Source organism: Streptomyces sp. CA-288835, from assembly GCF_050936385.1.
Lineage (GTDB): Bacteria > Actinomycetota > Actinomycetes > Streptomycetales > Streptomycetaceae > Streptomyces.
Genome location: NZ_JBNJMW010000001.1, coordinates 4492561 through 4514253 on the forward strand (window position 1 = coordinate 4492561; position 21693 = coordinate 4514253).

17 protein-coding genes are annotated in these 21693 nt (G+C 70.7%); 5 read left to right on the forward strand and 12 right to left on the reverse strand.

Annotated elements, in window-relative coordinates:
• Positions 1-689 precede the first annotated feature (689 nt).
• A complete protein-coding gene (locus tag ACQEVY_RS20055) occupies positions 690-2075 on the reverse strand; it encodes a transcriptional regulator (RefSeq protein ID WP_432950400.1) in 1386 nt (461 codons plus the stop codon).
• Between the two features lie 321 nt (positions 2076-2396).
• Between ACQEVY_RS20055 and ACQEVY_RS20060 the strand changes: the two genes are divergently transcribed.
• The 3 genes from ACQEVY_RS20060 to ACQEVY_RS20070 all read left to right on the forward strand — a co-directional run bounded on the left by ACQEVY_RS20060 (position 2397) and on the right by ACQEVY_RS20070 (position 5559).
• Entirely contained in the window at positions 2397-3068 is a 672-nt protein-coding gene (locus ACQEVY_RS20060; RefSeq protein WP_432950402.1) for a bifunctional DNA primase/polymerase, read from the forward strand.
• Positions 3069-3163: 95 nt separating this feature from the next.
• Positions 3164-3955: an ABC transporter ATP-binding protein gene (locus ACQEVY_RS20065; protein ID WP_432950404.1), complete on the forward strand. Its 792-nt coding sequence runs from the start codon at positions 3164-3166 to the stop codon at positions 3953-3955.
• Positions 3952-5559, forward strand: a complete 1608-nt coding sequence (locus ACQEVY_RS20070; RefSeq protein ID WP_432950406.1) for a transporter — start codon at positions 3952-3954, stop codon at positions 5557-5559. The genes ACQEVY_RS20065 and ACQEVY_RS20070 overlap by 4 nt, the downstream gene beginning before the upstream one ends.
• Positions 5560-5614: 55 nt before the next feature.
• Here ACQEVY_RS20070 and ACQEVY_RS20075 read toward each other — a convergent pair whose 3' ends face one another.
• Entirely contained in the window at positions 5615-6475 is an 861-nt protein-coding gene (locus ACQEVY_RS20075; protein ID WP_165341077.1) for an alpha/beta fold hydrolase, read from the reverse strand.
• Between the two features lie 678 nt (positions 6476-7153).
• Complete coding sequence (locus ACQEVY_RS20080; protein ID WP_432950408.1) at positions 7154-7846, reverse strand: metal-dependent transcriptional regulator; 693 nt, start codon at positions 7844-7846, stop codon at positions 7154-7156.
• Between the two features lie 325 nt (positions 7847-8171).
• Here ACQEVY_RS20080 and ACQEVY_RS20085 point away from each other — a divergent pair, with 325 nt between their 5' ends.
• Complete coding sequence (locus ACQEVY_RS20085; protein ID WP_432955310.1) at positions 8172-8912, forward strand: SIS domain-containing protein; 741 nt, start codon at positions 8172-8174, stop codon at positions 8910-8912.
• 33 nt (positions 8913-8945) lie between these two features.
• On the opposite strand, the gene ACQEVY_RS20090 is transcribed toward ACQEVY_RS20085, so the two are convergent.
• From ACQEVY_RS20090 to ACQEVY_RS20100, 3 genes are all read right to left on the reverse strand, one after another.
• On the reverse strand, positions 8946-10346 hold the full coding sequence (locus ACQEVY_RS20090) for a PAS domain-containing protein (RefSeq protein WP_432950410.1): 1401 nt from the start codon (positions 10344-10346) through the stop codon (positions 8946-8948).
• Between the two features lie 191 nt (positions 10347-10537).
• Positions 10538-11362 carry an endonuclease/exonuclease/phosphatase family protein gene (locus tag ACQEVY_RS20095; protein ID WP_432950412.1) on the reverse strand — a complete coding sequence of 275 codons (825 nt, stop codon included), beginning with the start codon at positions 11360-11362 and terminating at the stop codon, positions 10538-10540.
• A 341-nt stretch (positions 11363-11703) separates the two neighbouring features.
• Positions 11704-12804: a citrate synthase 2 gene (locus ACQEVY_RS20100; RefSeq protein WP_432950414.1), complete on the reverse strand. Its 1101-nt coding sequence runs from the start codon at positions 12802-12804 to the stop codon at positions 11704-11706.
• A 327-nt stretch (positions 12805-13131) separates the two neighbouring features.
• Here ACQEVY_RS20100 and pdxH point away from each other — a divergent pair, with 327 nt between their 5' ends.
• A complete protein-coding gene (pdxH, locus tag ACQEVY_RS20105) occupies positions 13132-13824 on the forward strand; it encodes a pyridoxamine 5'-phosphate oxidase (RefSeq protein ID WP_432950416.1) in 693 nt (230 codons plus the stop codon).
• 75 nt (positions 13825-13899) lie between these two features.
• On the opposite strand, the gene ACQEVY_RS20110 is transcribed toward pdxH, so the two are convergent.
• The 6 genes from ACQEVY_RS20110 to ACQEVY_RS20135 are packed head-to-tail and all read right to left on the reverse strand — an operon-like array spanning position 13900 to position 21682.
• The gene (locus ACQEVY_RS20110) at positions 13900-14517 is read right to left on the reverse strand and encodes a TetR/AcrR family transcriptional regulator (RefSeq protein ID WP_432950418.1); all 618 of its coding nucleotides are present in this window, start codon (positions 14515-14517) and stop codon (positions 13900-13902) included.
• Positions 14505-15251: an enoyl-CoA hydratase family protein gene (locus ACQEVY_RS20115; RefSeq protein WP_432950420.1), complete on the reverse strand. Its 747-nt coding sequence runs from the start codon at positions 15249-15251 to the stop codon at positions 14505-14507. The genes ACQEVY_RS20110 and ACQEVY_RS20115 overlap by 13 nt, the downstream gene beginning before the upstream one ends.
• A 45-nt stretch (positions 15252-15296) precedes the next feature.
• Complete coding sequence (locus tag ACQEVY_RS20120; protein WP_432950422.1) at positions 15297-16436, reverse strand: acyl-CoA dehydrogenase family protein; 1140 nt, start codon at positions 16434-16436, stop codon at positions 15297-15299.
• An 8-nt stretch (positions 16437-16444) separates the two neighbouring features.
• Positions 16445-18307 carry a biotin carboxylase N-terminal domain-containing protein gene (locus tag ACQEVY_RS20125; protein WP_432950424.1) on the reverse strand — a complete coding sequence of 621 codons (1863 nt, stop codon included), beginning with the start codon at positions 18305-18307 and terminating at the stop codon, positions 16445-16447.
• A gap of 10 nt (positions 18308-18317) precedes the next feature.
• Positions 18318-19916 (reverse strand): acyl-CoA carboxylase subunit beta, encoded by a 1599-nt coding sequence (locus ACQEVY_RS20130; protein ID WP_432950426.1) that lies wholly within the window; start codon positions 19914-19916, stop codon positions 18318-18320.
• Positions 19913-21682, reverse strand: a complete 1770-nt coding sequence (locus ACQEVY_RS20135) for an acyclic terpene utilization AtuA family protein (protein WP_432955311.1) — start codon at positions 21680-21682, stop codon at positions 19913-19915. The genes ACQEVY_RS20130 and ACQEVY_RS20135 overlap by 4 nt, the downstream gene beginning before the upstream one ends.
• Positions 21683-21693 lie beyond the last annotated feature (11 nt).

Consider the following 21693-nt stretch of genomic DNA (forward strand, 5'->3'; position numbering starts at 1 on the left):
CCGATGCGTGGGCCGGAGGGGGCTGGTGGCCCCCCTCGCCCGGCGCAGACGGGGCGGCGCCCCACTGGGGCGGCGCGTCGGCGTTCTGCGTCCCGTGCTGCGGCTCCGGTGCGGAAGCCTGCGTCCCGTACTGCGGTGCCGGGGCTGAGCCCTGTGCTCCGTACTGCGACGCCTGATCGGAGACCTGCGCTCCGTACCCCGTTCCCGGGGCAGAGCCCTGCACCCCGTACCCCGACCCCGCCCCCAGGTCGCCGTCCCACCCAGACGAGGCGTCGGACTGCGCGCCCCACGACGGGGCGGACGCCTGCCCGTTCTGTGCCGGGTCCGGCCAACCCTCCGGCTGGCCGCCGTGCTCCGGACCCGGCGGAGTCTGTGGCGGTCGGCCCGGGCCCCAGGGCTGGTCCCAGGACTGGCCGCCTGCCGGGGTTGTGTGGTCCGGTGCGGCGCCGGGCAGGAGGGGGGCGCTGCCGTCGGACGGCAGCACGATGCCTTCGCGCGCTTGGCGCGGCGCGGGCTCCTCGCCCTGTCCGTTCTGCGTCACCGGGACTCCTACGTATGGGGGACCTACGGAATCGTCGGTTCACGCTACCGGGTCCCCACAACCCGATGCCACGCAGCTCAGGACGTGACTCTCGCCCCACCGCGCACGCGTAACGGAATCGCCGCGCGGGACGCTGTTAATGGCCCCGTTACGCCGCGGCCTGCAGATCCAGCCGCGCCCCGAACTCCCGTACCGCAGGCTCGTCCTGGTACGGCGTCAGCCGCTGCTGGAAGTCTTCCAGGTACTCGGCGCCACGGTTGGAGCGGAGTGTGTCGAGGAGTTCGACCGCCTTCATCCCTGTATGGCAGGCCTGTTCCACCTCCCGCTGCTGCACCTGCGCGGTGGCCAGCAGGACGAACCCGATCGCGCGGCGCCGGGCGCGCGACTCCGGGTGCCCGGCGAGGGACTCCTCCGCGCACCGCGCGGCCGCCTGCGCCTGCCCGAGGTCCCGATGACAATGCGCCAACTCATCGGCCAGATATGCCTCGTCGAAGTGCGCGATCCACCGCGGATCGTCCCCGGAGGCGTCGTCGGCCGACTCCATGGCGTTGACCGCCCGCCCCGACGCCACCTGGGCGGCCCGCGCGTCTCCCATGAGCGCATGCCCGCGCGCCTCCGCGGCGTGGAACATCGCCTCCGCACGCGGGGTCACCCGCCCACGCGCCCCCTCCTGCGCCGCGCGCGCCAACTGCGCGATCTCCCGCGGATTCCCGAGCTGCGCGGCCAGGTGGCTCATAGACGCGGCAAGTACGTACCCGCCGTACCCGCGGTCGCCCGCCGCCTGCGCGAGCCGCAGCGCCTGGATGTAGTAGCGCTGCGCGAGCCCCGGCTGCCCGGTGTCGACGGCCATATAGCCCGCCAGCTCCGTCAACCGCGCGACCGCCGCGAACAGTTCACGCCCCACCGCTTCCCGGTACGAGCCCGCCAGCAGCCCGGAGACCACGCTGTTCAGGTAGTGCACGACCACCGGGCGTACGTGCCCGCTGCCGTACTGGTGGTCCAGATCCACCAGCGCCTGCGTCATCGCCTTCACGGCCGCCACGTCCGCCGACCCGACCCGTGGCCCCGCCGAGCGCGCCACCTGTGCGTCCGGCGAGGAGATCAGCCAGTCGCGGCTCGGCTCGACGAGCGCGGAGGCGGCGACGGACGAACCGGACAGGAAGTCACGGCGCCCCACGTCGCTGCGCCACAGCTCGCAGACCTGCTCTATGGCGCCGACGACCGTCGGCGAGAACTGCAAGCCCACCCCGGAGGCGAGGTTCTTGCCGTTCGCCATCCCGATCTCGTCGACCGTGACCGTCCGGCCCAGCTTGCGGCCCAGCGCCTCGGCGATGATGGCCGGCGCCCGGCCGCGTGGCTGCTGTCCGCGCAGCCAGCGCGCCACGGACGTTTTGTCGTAGCGCAGATCGAGACCGTGTTCCGCGCCGCACATATTGACCCGGCGGGCCAGCCCGGCGTTCGAGCAGCCCGCTTCCTGGATGAGCGCCTGCAGCCGTTCGTTCGGCTGCCTTGCGACGAGCGGCCTTGCGGCCATGGCGTACCCCCTGTGGCTGCGGTGCCTGCCCACGCACCGAGTAGACGTGTCCTCAGCGGCCGAACTTCCGGCTCGTGAAAGGAGCGAAAAGTTCCGGCCTCGAAGATCAATGCCCCGCCCACATACTGAAGATGCGGGACATATGAGGATTGCCGGGGTAATGGCTGGTGCCGTCCCCCACACCTGGCTACCCAGCCCCCGCTGCCGTTGCCCGTGCGCGCCCCCACCCATGCATCCATGCGCCCCACATGCGAAAACGGTGCTCCCCCACCGCGCACGCCGGGGCCGTAACGCCAAATGGGTGACGCAGTTGAGCTGAGCATGGAAGAGACGATCACGAGCACCGAAACCGCGCGGATCCCCAAGCAGCGCGGGGAGACTCTGCAGGACATCGCCGTGCGCTACGCCGAAGAGCGCCACTGGGACGTGTTTCCCGGCACTTGGCTGGAAGCCGTCGACGGGGTGCAGCGCTGCTCGTGCGGCGAGCCCGCGTGCGCCGCGCCCGGCGCGCATCCGGCGCGGGAGGACTGGCCGACGCAGGCGACGGGCAGTGCGACCGTTGCGCGCCGGCTGTGGGCGAAGCGGCCGACCGCGTCGATTCTGCTGCCCACGGGCCGTACGTTCGACGCGATTTCCGTTCCGGAGACGGCGGGGTTCCTCGCGCTGGCCCGGATGAAGCGGATGGAGCTGTCGCTGGGGCCGGTGACGTGCACGCCGGATCGGCGGGTGCAGTTCTTTGTGCTGCCGGGGGCGAACGTGAAGGTGCCCGATCTTGTACGGAAGTTGGGGTGGCCGCTTGCGTCGCTGGATCTGGATGTGCTCGGGGAGGGGGCGTATGTGGCTGCGCCGCCTACGCGGTTCGGGGCGCACGGGAGGGTTCAGTGGGCCTGTCGGCCCACGTCCGAGAATCGTTGGCTGCCGGATGCCGAGGAGTTGATCTCGCCGATCGCTTATGCGTGTGGGCGGGATGTGCGGCGGTCGCTCCGCGGGTAGGCAGTTCGTCATCTGCGGGCCGGATGGGGCTGGTCGCGCAGTTCCCCGCGCCCCTACGGGGCCCCTGACGGGGCGCTCCCCCGTATCGTGCCCCCATGACCGAGGGAACAACGGCGGTTCAAGTCGCCGTACGCGTGCAGGGGTTGTGGAAGCGGTTCGGGGAGCAGATTGCTGTTGCGGGGGTTGATCTGGAGTTGCCCGCTGGGCGGTTCATCGGGCTGGTCGGGCCTAATGGGGCCGGGAAGACCACGACTCTGTCGATGGTGACCGGGCTGCTTCGGCCCGACCAGGGGTCCGTCGAGGTCGTCGGGCATGACGTGTGGCGGGATCCGGCTCAAGTCAAAGCGCGTATCGGGGTGCTGCCCGAGGGGCTGCGGCTGTTCGAGCGGCTGTCGGGGCGGGAACTCCTCGCGTACACCGGGCGGCTGCGGGGGCTGCCCGGTGCCGAGGTCGACAAGCGGGCCACCCAGCTCCTGGACGTACTGGACCTGGCCGGTGCCCAGCACAAGCTGGTCGTCGACTACTCGACCGGGATGCGGAAGAAGATCGCCCTCGCCTCCGCCCTGCTCCACAACCCCGAAGTCCTTTTCCTGGACGAGCCGTTCGAGGGCGTCGACCCCGTCTCCGCGCAGACGATCCGCGGCGTCCTGGAGCGCTACACCGCCTCCGGCGCCACCGTCGTCTTCTCCTCCCATGTCATGGAGCTGGTCGAGTCGCTGTGCGACTGGGTCGCCGTGATGGCCGCGGGCCGCATCCGCGCCCACGGAACGCTCGCCGAGGTGCGCGGCACGGAACGCTCCCTCCAGCAGGCCTTCCTCGAACTCGTCGGAGCGAACGGCCGCGACACCACCTCCGACCTCGACTGGCTGGGCGGCGGCGCCCGATGACCACGGCCACCTCTGCAGAATCGATCACCCCCGTCTTCGTACGCCTGAAGCTGTCCCTGCTGCGCAACGGTCTGCGGCAGTCGGCCGGACGGCGGGCCGCGTACGTCGCGTCGATCGTCGTCACTCTGCTCTTCGCCGCGCTCCAGCTCATCGGCCTGATCGTGCTGCGCGGCAACGCGCACGCGGCGAGCGTCACCGTGCTGCTCACCGCGATCCTGGCGCTCGGCTGGGCCACGATGCCCCTGTTCTTCCCCAGCGGTGACGAGACCCTCGACCCCACCCGCCTGGTGATGCTGCCGCTGCAACCGCGCCCTCTCGTGCGGGCCCTGCTGGTGGCCTCGCTGGTCGGGATCGGGCCGCTGTTCACGCTGTGCATGTTCGCCGGTTCCGTGATCGCGATGGCGCACGGCATGGCCGCGTACGTCACCGGGGTCGTCGCGATCGTCCTCGCGCTGCTGGTCTGTGTGGCCCTCGCGCGTGCCGTCGCGGCGGCCAACATCCGGCTGCTGAGCAGCCGTAAGGGCCGCGATCTCGCCGTACTGAGCGGCCTGGTGATCGCCGTGGGCGCGCAGCTCGTCAACTTCGGGGCGCAGAAGCTCGGTTCCTCAGGCCTGTCGACGCTGGATCCGGCGGCCGAGGTGCTGCGCTGGGTGCCGCCCGCCTCGGCGATCGGCGCTGTGGACTCGGTGAGCGAGGGTTCGTACGCCACTGGAGTCGCCCAACTCGCCCTGAGCGCCGGAGCGTTGGTGGTCCTGCTGGCACTCTGGCAGCGGAGTCTGACCCAGTTGATGACCTCGCCGGACGGCTCCACGCTGCAGGCCGCCGAGCCCGCGCGGGACACGGCGGGCCGCTCGTCCGGTCTGTTCCGGCTGCTGCCCGCGGGGCGTACGGGCACGGTCATGGAGCGCAGCCTGCGGTATGTGTGGCGCGATCCGAAGACGAAGGCCGCTTGGGTGACCTACCTCGCGATCGGGCTGATCGTGCCAGTGTTCAACGCGCTGCAGGGCACCGGATCGATCTACATCGCCTGCTTCGCCGCCGGGATGCTCGGGGTCCTGATGTACAACCAGTTCGGGCAGGACACGTCCGCGTTCTGGATGGTCGCCCTGACCATTTCTTCCACGCGGGACGCGTATGTCGAGCTGCGGGGCCGGGCGTTGGCGCTCCTGGTGATCACGCTCCCGTACGCGACGTTCGTGACCGTCCTGACCACGGCGATGCTCGGCGACTGGCCCGCCCTGCCCGAAGCCCTGGGCCTGTCCTTCGCCCTGCTCGGCGCGATGCTGGCCACCGGCGCCTGGTCCTCCGCGCGCTACCCGTACTCGATCCCGCAGGAGGGCTACAAGAACGTGGCCCCCGGTCAGGGGGGCCTCGCCTGGATCTCCATCTTCGGCGGCATGCTCGCGGCGGCCCTGTTGTGCGCGCCGGTCATCGCGCTCGCGATCTGGCTGCATGGGTCGGCGGGCGGCGAGGACTGGACGTGGCTGCTGCTGCCGCTCGGGACGGCGTACGGCGCGGGTCTCACGCTGCTGGGGCTGCGAGTCTCCGCACCGCGGACGGCGGCGCGGCTGCCGGAGATTCTGACGGCGGTGAGCAAGGGGTGAGGCAGGGGCGCGCTCAGGGGTTCGGCCAAGGTCTCGCCCCTGAGCGCGCGTCGTCTCACCCCGTGAGCACGCCGTCCAAGAACGGCTCGATCGCCGCCCGCCAAGCATCCGGCTGGTCGTAGTGCACGAGGTGGCCGGCGTCGGCGACCTCCGCGTACTGGCCGTGCGGGAGGACGCGGACCATCTCCTGGGACTCGGCGCGGCCGAGTTCTCCATCGAGGCCGCGGACTACGAGGGCGGGGCAGCGGACCTGGGCCAGTTCCTCCCAGTGCGCGTCGTAGACCCAGGTCTCGCGGGACTTGAGCATCTGGGCGGGGTCGAAGACGGGGCGCCAGCCGTCGTCGGACTCGGCCATGACCTCGGCGTAGAACTCGCCGCGGGAGGGGTTCGGGCGCTCCACCCAGGGGTCGTCCTCGCCGAACCACTTGCGGACGTCGGCGAGGGTGGCGAAGGGGACGGGCCAGGACTTGAACCACGCCTCCCATTCGCGCTGTGAGGCCGCGCCGAGCGCGGAGGCCCGCATATCGCAGATGATGAGGCCGCGGACGAGGTCGGGGCGCTTCGCGGCGAGCTGCCAGGCGGTCAGCGCTCCCATGGAGTGGCCGATCAGTACGGCCGGGGCGAGACCGAGCTGTTCGAGTGCGGCCTCGGCGTCGTCGACGTACGCCTCGCGGGTGTACGGGCCCTCGGGGGGCTTGTCGCTCTGGCCGTGGCCGCGCTGGTCGAGTGCGACGGCGCGATGCCGCTCGGAGAGCCAGCGGGCGGTGGACGCCCAGTGCGAGGCGCGGCCCATCAGACCGTGCAGTAACAGCACGCCCGGCGTCCGGTCGACCTCCCCGGTCTTGGGAGGATCGGCGAACTCCCAGGCGGCGAGGCTTACACCGCCTGCTCCGGTCACGTCGATGCGCCGCACCATACGTTGGCACCCCCCTTGATCCACTCGGCTTCCTCGTCCCACACGAGTCGGCCGCCGCTCCCGTACTGGCTCGTCGTTCCGCTGCTCCTGGTGCCTGTGCTTGCTGGTTGTGCCCGTTGCTTGTTCCTGCGTTCCGTGCGCTGGTTTCGTCACCACGTTATCGAAAACACGTTCGAAAGTGCGCTCCATGCACGGTAACACCCCTCGTTCGAGTGACCTCGCTCCGGGATTGATCGCCGCCGCCGAGGGGAGATCTTCTGCGGGAGGCGGGCCGCTCGGGGAAATCGGTCCGCAGGGGATGACCCTGGGAGCTCGGGGCTCCGGGTCAGCACAGGGGAGGACAGGCCCCGGCGCCGCAGGGCGCCGGGGCCCTCGAACGTTTCGTGGCGCATATGTCTCCCCCCTCCTCCCAGAGACAGACTTACACGCAACCCGTGAATGCGCTGCGCTCAGGAACGGTCAACTGCCCGCAAAGAAAGGCCCGTTGGCGTACGTGTCTGGCCGGGTCATCGATGGCTTCGATGAGCGTGGTGCGTTCGGCCACCCCTGTGGCAGGGGTGAACCGACCGGGCACCACCCCCACTGATCGGCGCCCGGGGCAACCTCTCCACGCCAGAGCCGCCCCTTCGGCCGACCCTGTGAGGAGATGGGAACCCTAACCCGACCGATCACTCGCCGTCAGCGCTTCGCTACGAAAACATGTGAGGCGGTGTCCGACTCCAGCTCAGCCGCCTCGCCGCCGCTGCCCACCAGGACGCCGCCCGCGGACTCCGTCACGCTGACCACCGAGCCGGGCTGCACACCGGCCCGCCGCAGCGTGTACATCAGCTGCGCGTCCGTCTGGATGGGCTCACCGATGCGGCGTACGACGACCGTCTTGCCGTCGGTCCCGGGGTCCAGGTCCGCCAGCGAGACCATGCCCTCGTCCAGGAACGGGTCGGCGCCGTCCTTCTCGCCCAGCTCCTCCAGGCCCGGGATCGGATTCCCGTACGGCGACTCGGTCGGGTGGCGCAGCAGCTCCAGTACGCGCCGCTCGACCGCCTCACTCATCACGTGCTCCCAGCGGCAGGCCTCGGCGTGCACCTGCTCCCACTCCAGACCGATCACGTCGACGAGCAGGCACTCCGCGAGACGGTGCTTGCGCATCACGCGCGTGGCCAGCCGACGGCCCTCGTCCGTGAGCTCCAGATGCCGGTCGCTGGCGACCGCCACCAGGCCGTCGCGCTCCATCCGCGCCACCGTCTGGCTGACGGTCGGCCCGCTCTGGTCGAGCCGCTCGGCGATACGGGCGCGCATGGGGACCACACCTTCCTCTTCCAACTCGAGGATGGTGCGGAGATACATCTCCGTGGTGTCGATCAGTCCGGACATACGTGCCCCTCGATGTGATCTGCCGGAGGCTGAGTGGCTCACCGGCGTGTGCGCTGGCCCTGACGTCAATTCTGACGCATCCCGCTGACAACCGTGTCGTGCGGGCGAAAGCAGAGGGTTACGGATCTCTGCGTGGCGGGTAGGCGATTGCCTCCGCGCCCGCCCCAGTCGCCGTATTGACAGCGCACTGGTCCAGACCGCAACGTGATCCGCGGCACGACCGGGAGTACGGCCGTGGCGGGGCGGCGGTTCAGTGGCTCCCCCGGCGCGCGCTCAGCGACGCGACTTCGAAGGGGCTTCGCCGGTGACGAACAGTGGGAGCGAGCTGGGCGGGCAGTTCTTCGACGCCGCGATCGGGCTCCTGGAGCGAGTACGGGACGAGGAGGCCGAGGGCATCGCGGCCGCCGGGACGCTGATCGCCGACACGGTCGCCGCCGAGGGGCGGCTGTTCGCCTTCGGCGCCGGACACTCCTCGCTCGCCGCGCAGGAGATCGTCTACCGAGCGGGCGGCCTCGCGCTCATGAACCTCCTCGCCGTACCGGGCGCCGTCGGCGTGGACGTCGTACCGGCCACCCTCGGCTCCGCCCTGGAACGCGTCGAAGGCCTCGCCGCCGCCGTCCTCGACTCCAGCCCCGCCCGCGCGGGAGACCTCCTCGTGATCATCTCCCTCTCCGGACGCAACGCCCTCCCCATCGAGATGGCCATGCACGCCCGCGCCCTGGGCCTCAAGGTCATCGGGGTCACCTCGGTCGCGTACGCCTCCGAGACGAAATCCCGGCACGCATCGGGTACGTACCTGAAGGACCACTGCGACCTCGTCCTCGACTCGAAGATCCCGATCGGCGACGCGGAACTCACCCTCGACACCGTCCCCGCCCCCTTCGCCCCCGCCTCCGGCGTCGTCACCTCGGCACTCCTCCAGGCGGTCATGGCCACGGCGGCGGGCGCCCTCGCGGACCGCGGCATCGAGCCCCCGCTCCTGCGCTCAGGGAACGTGGACGGGGGCCACGAATGGAACGCCCGCGTCTTCGAGGAGTACGCGGACCGGATCTTCTATCTGCGGTGAACCGTTACCGGAGGTGAGGGCCGGTGGCGCGGCTCAGCCCCGCTCCCGACCCTCCGCAAGACGCTCATCCGCCAGGTCCAGCAGCGCGGCGATCCGCACGGCGACATCCTCGGCGTACATGGCGTCGGTCCGCTCGAACTGCGTACGGCTGGCACCCCGCAGGAACGTCACGACGCCCAAGGTCCGGCCCCGGCTGCGCAGCACCGCGCACAGGGCGTGCACCGCGTCGGCCGGCCACTGCCGGGCCACGGCCCACTCGCGGATCTGCTCGGGATCCGACGCGCCCGCACTGGCCCGTACGGAACCGATCCGCTCCACGCACTGGAAGGCGGGATGCCCCTCGGCGTACCGCGCGGGCAGCCCGGCGCGTCCATCGGCGGGCAGGCTGGGGCCCGGAGCGCCCGAGGGTGTGGCAGCGGCCCGTACGAGACGAACCGTCTCCTCGCCGTCCCGTACGGAGCCGCCCGCGACCCGGTCGATCAGCGCATGGTCGGCGAACCCGGCCAGCGAGAAGTCCAGGTGGACGACCGCGGCCTCGGCCGGGTCCTCGCACTCGGCCGCCGCGCGCGCGGCGCGGTGCAGCTGGTTGGCCCGGAACCGCAGCTGCGAGGCCTCCTGCTCGCTCTGCTTGCTCTCGGTCACGTCCTGGAAGAGCCAGCCGACACCGAGCGGTACGGGCTCTTCCGCGAGCGGCGAGGACAGCCGCAGGAAGCCGCTCCGCCAGCACCGCCGCTTCTCGCCCTCCGGCGTGCGCACGGTCACCCACATCTCGGCGGGCGCGGGCGGCGCCCCCTCGGCGAGCACATGCGTCAGCGCGCTCTCCAGCTCCTCGACACCCTGCGCGAGCAGCTCGCCCAAGGGACGCCCCAGTACGGCCGTACGCCCTATGCCGAGCGCGCGAGCCGCGTGCGCGTTGACGACGGCGGGCCGCAGATCGGCGTCGACGAGTACGACACCCCATGACGCGTCCTCGAGCAGCGCCTCGCTCAGGGCGATCGACCGCTCCAGATCGATCTGCGCGTGCACCTCACTGAAGGCGCAGTAGACGCCTGCCGGCTTCCCGTTCGGCCCACGCACGGCCGCGGACTGGGTGCGTACGAGGACCCGTCCGCCGTCCTTGGTGAGCAGCGCGAACTCGTGCACCTGTCGGCCCGGGGCGTGCATCGCCGACATCAGCCGGCTCTCGACCTCCTCGGCGTCCGCGGTCCGCACGGCCCACCCGGCGAACCCGCGCCGCCCGACCGCTTCCTCCGCGCTCCACCCGAGAATCCGCTCCGCCTCACGGTTCCAATGGGTCACGACTCCGTCGGCGTCGAACGCGCACAACGCCGCGTCCATCCCATCCAGCAAAGCGGCAAGCAGATCGGACCCGTCCCGCTCGGGCTCCTGCGGCCCGAGCTCGTCCGTGGTCCCACTACGCCGGGAAGCACTCACCTGGCACCCCCTGCAGGCCGTGTCGGCGTGTCCTGCGCGGTTCGCCCGCGCGCCCGTTCCCTCACTACGAATCACTCACTAGGAATCATTCAACTCGAACGTGACGCAGCACACACCGGGTTCCCACAAGATTGAAGAAAATCGTTGCACCCCGGAAATGCACCTCACACGTCCCGCGGCCCCCGCGCCGGTCAGCCGGATGGCACCGCCGCCAAGTCCGCGACGACCGCCGCATGGTCGGACGGCCATACGCCGTCGACGGGGCCGTCGCCCGCACGGTGCACCGAGCGGACGTGACCGAGGGCGTCCGGGCCCGGCGGTCCGACGTGGATGTAGTCGAGGCGGACGTCGGGATTGCCGGGCTTGATGTAGGGATTGGCCGCGACCCAAGTGGCCGCCGGAGCCTCTGGAGCCGCGTACTCCCAGGCGTCGAGGAACACCTGCCCGGGGACGGCCGGTGCGGTCTTGTAGCCGCCGAACAGGCGGATCTCGTCCGAGTCGGGCCAAGCATTGAAATCGCCGGTGACCACCGGCGGAAACGCGGTCCCGCCACGATGCTCCGCGACGAACCCGGCAAGAACGCGGACCTGTTCACACCGCACTGCTGAGGCATGCGCGAGGGACGTCAGGTGCGTGGTGAAGAACGGCACCGGATGCCCCGGCGCATCCAGCCGCGCATACAGCGCCAGCCGCCCGTCGTCTTCCCTCTCTGGCTTCGGCAACCGCACCACCGCCCGGTCCACGACAGGCCACCGACTGAGCACGGCATTACCCAAGTCAACCGTCGAGTCCCCAAGCCGCCGCTGCCACCACTCGGGCGCCTCCGAAGCAGCCCAAGTCCAGTACAGCCCCAACTCCTCCGCCAGCCACCCCGCCAGATTCTCCCCACCACAGGCCCACACTTCCTGCAGCCCCACCACATCCGGCCGCAAATCCCGCAACACAGCCAGAACCGCCTTCCGCCGCTCCTCCCACGGCCCAAACCGCCACCAGAGGTTCCACGTCACTACGCGCATGCGCTGCCCGCCCTCCCGGAGTCCGCAGATTCGGGCCGTACCCAAAAAAGCGGTTGTACGACCTCGGAACGCTTCCTAAGGTGTGGGGCACACGGAAGGGAGGTGGTTCGGCAGATGTATTCAAACCGGACGCGTGAGGTGGCTGCGGGCTAGCGGCCCGTCACCACATCCAGTGCGGTGCCGGACCAGCGCGGGTTAGAGACGCGCAGCCGGCCCAATCTCAAGCAGTCACCCGACCCGCGAGCTCGCCGGTAAGTCCGGCCGGCTCCCTCCTTGGAGGGGACCAGAGCTCGCGGGTCGTCTGCGTTCCAGCGCTCCAGGTGCGCGAGGACTCGGTGCGCTCAGTGGGAGATGTCCCCGTAGCCCTCGATCTCGCGCGGGTCGCGGGTGCCGGGGCCCACGTAGCGGGCCGACGGGCGTACTAGGCGGCTTGTGCGCTTTTGTTCCAAGATGTGGGCTGACCAGCCTGCTGTGCGGGCGCAGGTGAACATCGACGTGAACATGTGGGCCGGGACTTCGGCGAAGTCGAGGACGATGGCGGCCCAGAACTCGACGTTCGTCGCCAGGACTCGGTCGGGGCGGCGGGCGTGGAGTTCCGCGAGGGCCGCTTTTTCGAGGGCTTCGGCGATTTCGAAGCGGGGGGCGCCGAGTTCGCGGGCGGTGCGGCGGAGGACTCGGGCGCGGGGGTCTTCGGCGCGGTAGACGCGGTGGCCGAAGCCCATGAGGCGTTCGCCCCTGTCGAGGGCCTGGCGTACGTAGGCTTCGGCGTTCCCGGTGCGTTCGATCTCCTCGATCATGCCGAGTACGCGGGAGGGGGCGCCGCCGTGGAGGGGGCCGGACATGGCGCCGACCGCGCCGGAGAGGGCGGCCGCCACGTCTGCGCCGGTGGAGGCGATGACGCGGGCGGTGAAGGTGGAGGCGTTCATGCCGTGCTCTGCCGCCGACGTCCAGTAGGCGTCGACCGCCGCGACGTGCTTGGGGTCGGGTTCGCCGCGCCAGCGGATCATGAAGCGTTCGACGACGGACTGGGCCTTGTCGATCTCGCTCTGCGGGACCATGGGCAGGCCTGGGCCGCGGGCGGACTGGGCGACGTAGGAGAGGGCCATGACGGCGGCGCGGGCGAGGTCTTCGCGGGCCTGCTGTTCGTCGATGTCCAGCAGGGGTTTGAGGCCCCAGACGGGTGCGAGCATGGCGAGGGCCGACTGGACGTCCACGCGGATGTCGCCGGAGTGGACGGGGATCGGGAAGGGCTCGGCGGGCGGCAGGCCGGGGTTGAAGGCGCCGTCGACGAGGAGCCCCCAGACGTTGCCGAAGGAGACGTGGCCGACCAGATCCTCGATGTCGACGCCCCGGTATCGCAGGGCGCCGCCCTCCTTGTCCGGTTCGGCGATCTCCGTCTCGAAAGCGACGACTCCCTCGAGTCCGGGTACGAAGTCGGACATCAGGCGGCTCCTCATGATGTGGGCGACGGATGGTGCGGTGCGGGGTTGCGTTTTTGGGATTGCGTTTTTGGGATTGCGTTCGGGGTTGCCGGTTGTGCGTACGTCAGTCATGGGCGGGTTGCCGACGTGCGGTTCCGCGGTCGTTGCTGGACTCGCGGTCCGTACGTACGTGCGTACCCCGGTGATGCCCGCTGCGGCGGGCGGTCACCCGTTTCGGCCACAGGACGATATCCCTTGGTGCCACCTTTGGGGAGAGTTCGCGGCACTCAGTGCCACGTGTGACGAAGCACACGCCCGGCGGGGACCCCTCGTTGTGGGGCGATCGGGATGCGGCAAGATGACCGCGTGACCGACCATGACCCCGTCCTCGACCCGGCCCTGATGCGTAAGCAGTACCGGGCCGAGGGACTCGACGAGACCGAGCTGGCCGACCACCCGATGGAGCAGTTCGCGCACTGGTTCCGGCAGGCGGCGAAGGCCGCGGCGCAGGGCGCGGTGTACGAGCCGAACGCCATGGTCGTGTCCACGGTGGACGCGGCGGGGCTGCCGAGTTCGCGGACGGTGCTGCTGAAGCAGTTCGACGAGCGGGGTTTCGTCTTCTACACGAACTACGAGTCCCGCAAGGCCCGCGACCTGGCGGAGAACGCGTACCTCTCGCTGCTGTTCCCCTGGCACGCACTGGCCCGCCAGGTCGTCGTCAGCGGTGTCGCACGGCGTACGGGGCGTGATGAGACGGCCGCGTACTTCCGGACCCGCCCGCACGGCTCCCAGCTCGGTGCCTGGGCCAGCACGCAGTCCGCTGTGGTGTCGTCGCGGGACGAACTCGACGCGGCGTACGCGGAGTTGGCGGCGCGTTACCCGGAGGGCGAGCAGGTTCCGGTGCCGCCGAACTGGGGTGGTTTCCGTGTCGAGCCGCAGTCGGTCGAGTTCTGGCAGGGGCGGGAGAACCGGCTGCACGACCGGCTGCGGTATGTGGCGACGCCGGGCGGTGGGTGGCGGGTGGAGCGGCTCAGTCCCTGAGCGGCCGGGGGTCCGTGGTGGGCCGGGGGTCCGTGTTCGGTCGGGGTGCGTGCGCGATTCGGGGTCCGTGGGGTGTCAGTCCAGGACCTCGTCCAGGATCTCGCCCCATTGCGCGACAACCCGCTCGCGCCTCGCGCCGTCGTCCGTGAGGAGGTTGGCGAGGCCCAGGCCTCGGGCCATGTCCAGGAGGCCCTGGACGGTTTCGCGGACGCCGGGGCGGGATTCGTCCGCGCCGAGGAGGTCCACGGCTATGTGGTGGGTTTCGCGGCCTACGCGGGCCTCCAATTCCGTGACGCGGGGGCGGAGTTGGTCCTCGTTGGAGGCGGCGACCCAGAGGTGGAGGGCGGCGCGGAAGAGTGGGCCGGTGTAGAGGTCGACGAGGGCGCGGACGACGGCGCGGCGGTTAGCGGGGCCGTCGGGGAAGAGGTCGCGCAGGGCGGTGGAGCGTTGTTCGGCGACGTACTCGACCGCTGCCGTGAAGAGGTCCTCGCGGGTCGGGAAGTGGTGCTGGGCGGCGCCGCGGGAGACCCCGGCGCGTTCGGCGACGACGGAGACCGTGGAGCCGGCCCAGCCGTGTTCGGCGAGGCAGGCCACGGCGGCTTCGAGCAGCCGCTGCCGGGTGGCGCGGCTGCGGTCCTGCTTGGGGGCGCGGTCCTGCTTGGGGTCCACAAGCCCGGCGTTCACAGCACCCATTCGGGATCCCGTCGTTCGAGGAGGGCCGTTATGCCCTCGCGGGCGTCGGCGGAGGCGAACAGGCGGGCCGAGAGCCCGGCCAGTTCGCCGGCGTCCTGGTGGAAGGACTCCAGCACCTTAGCCGTGAGCAAACGCTTCGTCTCCCGTAGGCCTTGGGGTGAGGCACGGCGCAGGCCGTCGAGGATGGGTTCGAGTACCTCGTCCACGTCGCTGCCGGCCGCCGTGAGCAGGCCGATGCGTGCCGCTTCGGCCGATCCGAAGTCCTCGCCGGTGAGGTAGTAGCGGCTGAGGGCGCGCGGATCGGTGCGGGGCAGGAGCGGCAGCGAGATGACGGCGGGCGCGACTCCGATGCGTACCTCCGTGAAGGCGAAGCTGGCCTCGGCGCCCGCGACCGCGATGTCGCAGGCGCCGAGCAGGCCGAGGCCGCCCGCCCGTACGTGCCCGGTGACGCGGGCGACGACGGGTTTGCGCAGCTCGATGATCTGCCTCAGCAGCCGGACGATCGCCGTCGGCTGCGGGGTGTAGCGGAGGTCGGCGCCCGCGCAGAACGTGTTCCCGGTGTGGGTGAGGACGACGGCGCGTACGTCGCTGTCCTTGCCGCTCTGCTTCAGCGCGTCCGCCAGTTCGGCCACGAGGGCGATGGACAGGGCGTTGCGGTTGGCCGGTGAGTCGAGGGTGAGGGTGGTGATGCCGCGGTGGTGTGCGGAACGTATAAGGGGCTCGATGTCCGTCACAGGCGATGGCTCCTCCTGGTGCGGCTGACACGGCGACATTGCCGGTCAGTACGACTTGGGCAGGCCCAGGGTCTGGTGGGAGACGTAGTTGAGAATCATCTCCCGGCTGACGGGGGCGATCCGGGCCACGCGGGACGCCGTGATGAGCGAGGCGAGGCCGAACTCGCTGGTCAGGCCGTTGCCGCCGAGGGTGTGTACGGACTGGTCGACGGCTTTCACGCAGGCCTCGCCTGCCGCGTACTTCGCCATGTTGGCGGCCTCCCCGGCGGCGGTGTCGTCGCCCGCGTCGTACAGGGCGGCGGCCTTCTGCATCATCAGGCGGGCGAGTTCGAGGTCGATGTGCGCCTGGGCGAGGGGGTGCGCGATGGCCTGGTGGGCGCCGATGGGTTCCTTCCATACGGTGCGCTCGCGGGCGTATTCGACCGCCCTGGACAGCGCGTAGCGGCCCATGCCGATCGCGAACGCGGCCGTCATGATGCGCTCCGGGTTGAGGCCCGCGAAGAGCTGGAGCAGGCCGGCGTCCTCGTCGCCGACGAGGGCGTCCGCGGGCAGCCGTACGTCGTCGAGGGTGAGCTCGAACTGGTACTCCGTGGTGTGGAGTTCCATGTCGATACGGCGGTGCTCGAAGCCGGCCGCGTCGCGCGGGACGATGAACAGGCAGGGCTTGAGCCTGCCTGTGCGTGCGTCCTCCGTGCGGCCGACGATGAGGGTGGCGTCGGCCTTGTTCACTCCGGAGATGAAGACCTTGCGGCCGGTGAGTCGCCAGTCGGTGCCGTTGTCGTCCCGGCGGGCTGTGGTGGTGAGGCGGTGGCTGTTGGAGCCGGCGTCCGGTTCGGTGATGCCGAAGGCCATGAGGCGGGTGCCGTCTGCGAGGCCCGGTAGCCACTCCTGCTTCTGCTCTGTTGTGCCGAAGCGGGCGATTACTGTGCCGCAGATCGCCGGCGACACGATCATCATGAGGAGGAGGCAGCCTGCGGCTCCCAACTCCTCCAGGACTATGGAGAGTTCGGATATGCCGCCGCCTCCGCCGCCGTATTCCTCGGGGAGGTTGACTCCTAGGTAGCCGAGTTTGGCCGTCTCGGACCAGAGGTCTTCGGGGGTGTGGTTGCGGCCGTGGCGTTTGCCCAGGGCTGCGACGGCTGCTCGGAGCGCTGCGTGTTCTTCGGTTTCCACGACGGGGGACATGGGGCTCCTCAGGGGGAAGGGGGTTCGTTGTCCTGGACCACCGCTAGCAAGGTGCCGGGCTCCACCTGCTGGCCTGGAGTCGCGTGCAGTGCGCTGAGCGTGCCCGAGACCGGGGCCGAGATCTTGTGCTCCATCTTCATCGCCTCCAGCCAGATGAGGGGCTCCCCTGCCCACACGGCGGACCCCTCGGCCAGCCCCTCCGCGATCCGTACGACCGTGCCCGGCATCGGTGCCAACAGGGAGCCGGGCTCTTGCTGGGCCGTGGGGTCGGGGAAGCGGGGCAGGGCCTTGAGGGCGGTGGTGTTCACGTACACCTCGTCGCCGCAGCAGGCCACCTCGAAGTTCCTTCGTACGCCGTCCACTTCGAGTACGACCCTGTCGGCGGCCGTGTGCAGGACGCGTACCCCTTCGGCGGTCAGACCGTCGCGGGTGTGGTGGTAGCGGACCTCGTACTCGGTGCCGTCCATCAGGTAGCGCTTGGTCTGCGGTTGTGAGGGCAGGTTGCGCCAGCCGCCGAAGCGGGAGCGGCCTTGCGCATCGGCGAGGGCGGCGGCCAAGGGGGCATACGGGTCGCATCGAGACTCGGTCAGCTCGCCCAGGTGCCGGTCGTAGAAGCCCGTGTCCATACGGCCCGACGTGAACTCCGCGTGCCTGAGCGAGCGTACGAGGAGATCCCTGTTCGTGACCGGGCCGTGGATCGTCGCCCTCTCCAGGGCGCCGGCCAGCTTGCGCACGGCCTCCGCGCGCGTGGGGGCGTACGCGACGGCCTTGGCGAGCATCGGGTCGTAGTGGACGCCGATCGTGTCGCCGTCCTCGTAGCCCGTGTCGAGGCGGATGCCGGGGACGGTGAGGCGGTGCAGGGTGCCGGTCTGCGGGGTCCAGCCGTTCGCCGGGTCCTCCGCGTACAGGCGGGCCTCGATCGCGTGGCCGGACGGGAGGGGCGGGCTGTCGTCCAGGGCGGCGCCTTCGGCGATTCGGATCTGGTGGGCCACGAGGTCGATGCCGAACACGGCCTCCGTGACGGGGTGTTCGACCTGCAGCCGCGTGTTCATCTCCAGGAAGTGCGCCTTGCCATCGGCTACGAGGAACTCGACCGTGCCCGCGCCCACATAGTCGACCGTACGGGCCGCTCGTACCGCCATCGCGTACAAGGAGTCGGTCAGTTCGGATGTCAAACCCGGTGCCGGGGCCTCCTCGATGACCTTCTGGTGGCGGCGCTGGAGGGAGCAGTCGCGGGTGCCGAGCGGCCACACCGTGCCGTGCGTGTCGGCGAGGATCTGTACCTCGACATGCCGGCCGCCCTCCACGTAGGGCTCGATGAAGACCTCGCCATCTCCGAAGGCGCTCTGGGCCTCGGCGCGCGCTGCCCCCAACTCGCCTTCCAGGTCGGCGAGTCGGCGTACGACACGCATACCGCGCCCGCCTCCGCCCGCGGCGGCCTTCACCAGAACGGGCAGATCGTCCTCCGTGACGTCCTTGGCGTCGGTCATCGACGCGAGCCCCATCAGCTCCTTGGCGCGTGTCTTGGAGGCCATCGCCTCGATCGCCTCGGGCGGGGGGCCGATCCAGACGAGGCCCGCGTCGAGGACGGCTCGGGCGAAGTCAGCGTTCTCGGAGAGGAAGCCGTAGCCGGGATGCACGGCGTCCGCGCCCGCGTTCAGGGCCGCCTTCACGATCAGTTCGCCGCGCAGGTACGTATCCGATGGCGCCGCACCCGGCAGCCGTACCGCCGTGTCGGCCACGCGCGCGTGGAGGGCGTTTTCGTCGGCGTCCGAGTACACGGCGACCGTTTGGATTCCCAACTCACCGCAGGCGCGAAAGACGCGACAGGCGATTTCGCCCCGGTTGGCGACCAGCACACTGGAAATCACAGGGACCCCCTCACATCCGGAAGACGCCGAAGCCACCGCGTACGCCCTCGTAGGGCGTCGTGTGGATCGCGGACAGGCACAGGCCGAGGACGGTGCGGGTGTCGCGCGGGTCGATGACCCCGTCGTCGTACAGCCGCCCGGACAGGAACATCGCCAGGGACTCGGCCTCGATCTGCTGCTCCACCATGGCGCGCAGCGCCGCGTCACCCTCCTCGTCGTACGGCTGCCCCTTGGCGGCCGCGGACTGCCGGGCCACGATCGACAGAACGCCTGCGAGCTGCTGAGGCCCCATGACGGCCGACTTGGCGCTGGGCCAGGCGAACAGGAAGCGTGGGTCGTACGCCCGCCCGCACATCCCGTAGTGACCGGCCCCGTACGAGGCCCCCATGAGCACGGAGAGATGCGGGACCGTCGAGTTGGACACCGCGTTGATCATCATCGCGCCGTGCTTGATGATGCCGCCCTGCTCGTACTCCTTGCCGACCATGTAGCCGGTGGTGTTGTGCAGGAACAGCAGCGGAATGTCGCGCTGGTTGGCGAGCTGGATGAACTGGGCCGCCTTCTGGGACTCCTCGCTGAACAGCACCCCTTGGGCGTTGGCCAGCACGCCCACCGGATAGCCGTGGAGCGTGGCCCACCCGGTGGTGAGGCTCGTCCCGTAGAGCGGCTTGAACTCGTCGAAGTCGGAGCCGTCGACGATCCGGGCGATGACCTCGCGCGGGTCGAAGGGCACCTTCAGGTCTCCGGGGACGATGCCCAGGAGCTCGTCCTCGTCGTACTTGGGAGGCGCGGCCGGCCCTGGATCGCCGTACGCCTTGCGGTGGTTGAGGCGCGCGATCACCCGGCGGGCCTGGCGGAGGGCGTCCGGCTCGTCGACCGCGAAGTGGTCCGCGAGACCCGACACGCGCGCGTGCATCTCGGCGCCGCCCAGGGACTCGTCGTCGCTCTCCTCGCCGGTGGCCATCTTCACCAGGGGCGGCCCGCCAAGGAACACCTTCGCCCTCTCCTTGACCATGATCACGTGGTCGGACATACCGGGGATGTACGCGCCACCGGCGGTCGAGTTGCCGAAGACGACCGCCAGGGTCGGGATCCCGGCGGCGGACAGCCGGGTGAGGTCGCGGAAAATCGCGCCCCCAGGGATGAAGATTTCCTTCTGGGAGGGCAGATCGGCGCCACCGGACTCGACCAGGCTGATGCACGGCAGCCGGTTTGCGAGGGCGATGTCGTTGGCGCGCAGCGCCTTTTTGAGGCTCCAGGGGTTGCTGGCTCCGCCGCGTACGGTCGGGTCGTTCGCGGTGATCAGGCACTCCACGCCCTCGACGACGCCGATCCCGGTGACGAGCGAGGCGCCGACGGTGTACTCGCTCCCCCACCCCGCCAGCGGGCTGAGTTCCAGGAAGGGCGTGTCCGGATCGAGGAGCAACTCGATGCGTTCGCGGGCGAGCAGCTTGCCGCGTTCGCGGTGCCGGGTGACGTACTTCTCGCCGCCGCCCGCGAGGGCCTTCGCGTGCTCGGCGTCGAGTTCGGCGAGCTTGGCGAGCATGGCTTCGCGGTGGGCCGTGTAGTCGGGCCCTGTGGTGTCGAGCGTGGTCGCCAGGACGGTCATAGGAGCGCCTCCGGGATGTCCAGGTGACGGGAGCGGAGCCATTCGCCGAGGGCCTTGGCCTGCGGGTCGAAGCGGGCTTGCGAGGCCACGCCCTCGCCGAGGAGTCCCTCGACGACGAAGTTCAGGGCGCGGAGGTTGGGCAGTACGTGCCGTACGACCCTCAAGCCGGCGGTTTCTGGGAGGAGTTCGCGGAAGCGGTCGACGGTGAGGGTGTGCGCGAGCCAGCGCCAGGCGTCGTGCGTGGGGGCCCAGACCCCGACGTTCGCGTCGCCGCCCTTGTCGCCGCTGCGGGCACCGGCGACCAGCCCGAGCGGCGCCCGCCGCACCCGGCCGTCGGGCAACGGCTCCGGCAACACCAGCGGTTCGTCCAGGTCCGCGAGCAGGCGCGTCAGGAGCGGCGGATCGATGCGTACGCGGCTGCCGTCGGGCAGCACGGCCGTATGCGGGACGGCGCCCTGCTCGACGTACGCGGCCTCGAACACCCCGTACGGGCTGCCCTTCCCGGGTGGCGCCGTGACATGGAATCCCGGGTAACTGGCCAGCGCCAGCTCGACCGCGGCCCCGCTCAGCGCGCGCCCCACCACCTCGGGATCGGCGTCCCGCACCACGAGCCGGAGCAGCGCGCTCGCGGTCTCCTCGGTCGGGGCGTCGGCCCGATCGGTGCGGGCCAGCTCCCAACTCACGTCATTGGGACGTGACTTGGCGTTCGCAAGCGCGGCTTCCATCTGGTCCCGTACGAGGGCCGCCTTCTGCTCGATCTCAAGTCCGGTGAGGACGAAGACGACTTCGTTGCGGAAGCCGCCGAGCCGGTTGAGGCCGACCTTGAGAGTGGGCGGTGGGGGCTCGCCACGTACGCCGTCGATGCGTACGCGATCCGGGCCCTGCTGGGTGAGCCGTACGGAGTCGAGGCGGGCAGTGACGTCGGGGCCCGCGTACCGGACGGCGCCCGTCTCGTACAGAAGCTGCGCGGTGACCGTGCCGACGTCCACGAGGCCGCCGGTGCCGTCGTGCTTGGTGATGACGCTGGAGCCGTCCGCGTGGAGTTCGGCGAGCGGGAAGCCGGGGTGGAGGAAGGTGCTGCGGGGGTGGTGGGTGAAGTGTGCGTAGTTGCCGCCGGTTGCCTGGGTGCCGCATTCCAGGACGTGCCCGGCGACGACGGCGCCCGCGAGCCGGTCGTGGTCGTCCTGCCGCCAGCCGAAGTGGGCGACGGCGGGCCCGGTGACCAGCGCGGCGTCGGTGACACGGCCGGTGACGACGATGTCCGCGCCCGCGCGCAGACAGGCGGCGATACCGAAGCCGCCGAGGTAGGCGTGGGCGGCGAGGCGCCCCGGTGTGGGGGTCCCCCCGCTCGAGCGAAGCCGAGAGTGGGGGAGGGGGGTGAGGTCGTCGCCTTCGACGTGGGCGACGCGGCACGGGATGCCGAGGCGGTCGGCCAACTCCCTTACGGCGTCGGCGAGTCCGGCCGGATTGAGGCCACCGGCGTTGGCGACGATGCGTACGCCTCGCTCGTGCGCGAGCCCGAGGCATTCCTCCAGCTGGCGCAGGAAGGTGCGGGCATACCCGGCGCGGGGGTCTTTTTGCCGGTCCCGTCCCAGGATGAGCATGGTGAGTTCGGCGAGGTAGTCGCCGGTGAGGACGTCCAGGGGGCCGCCGGTGAGCATCTCGCGCATCGCGTCGAAACGGTCGCCGTAGAAGCCGGAGGCGTTGCCGATGCGGAGGGGTGGGGCCGCCGGTTCCGGGATCGGTTCCGGGCGCGATTCCGGGATCGGTTCCGTGC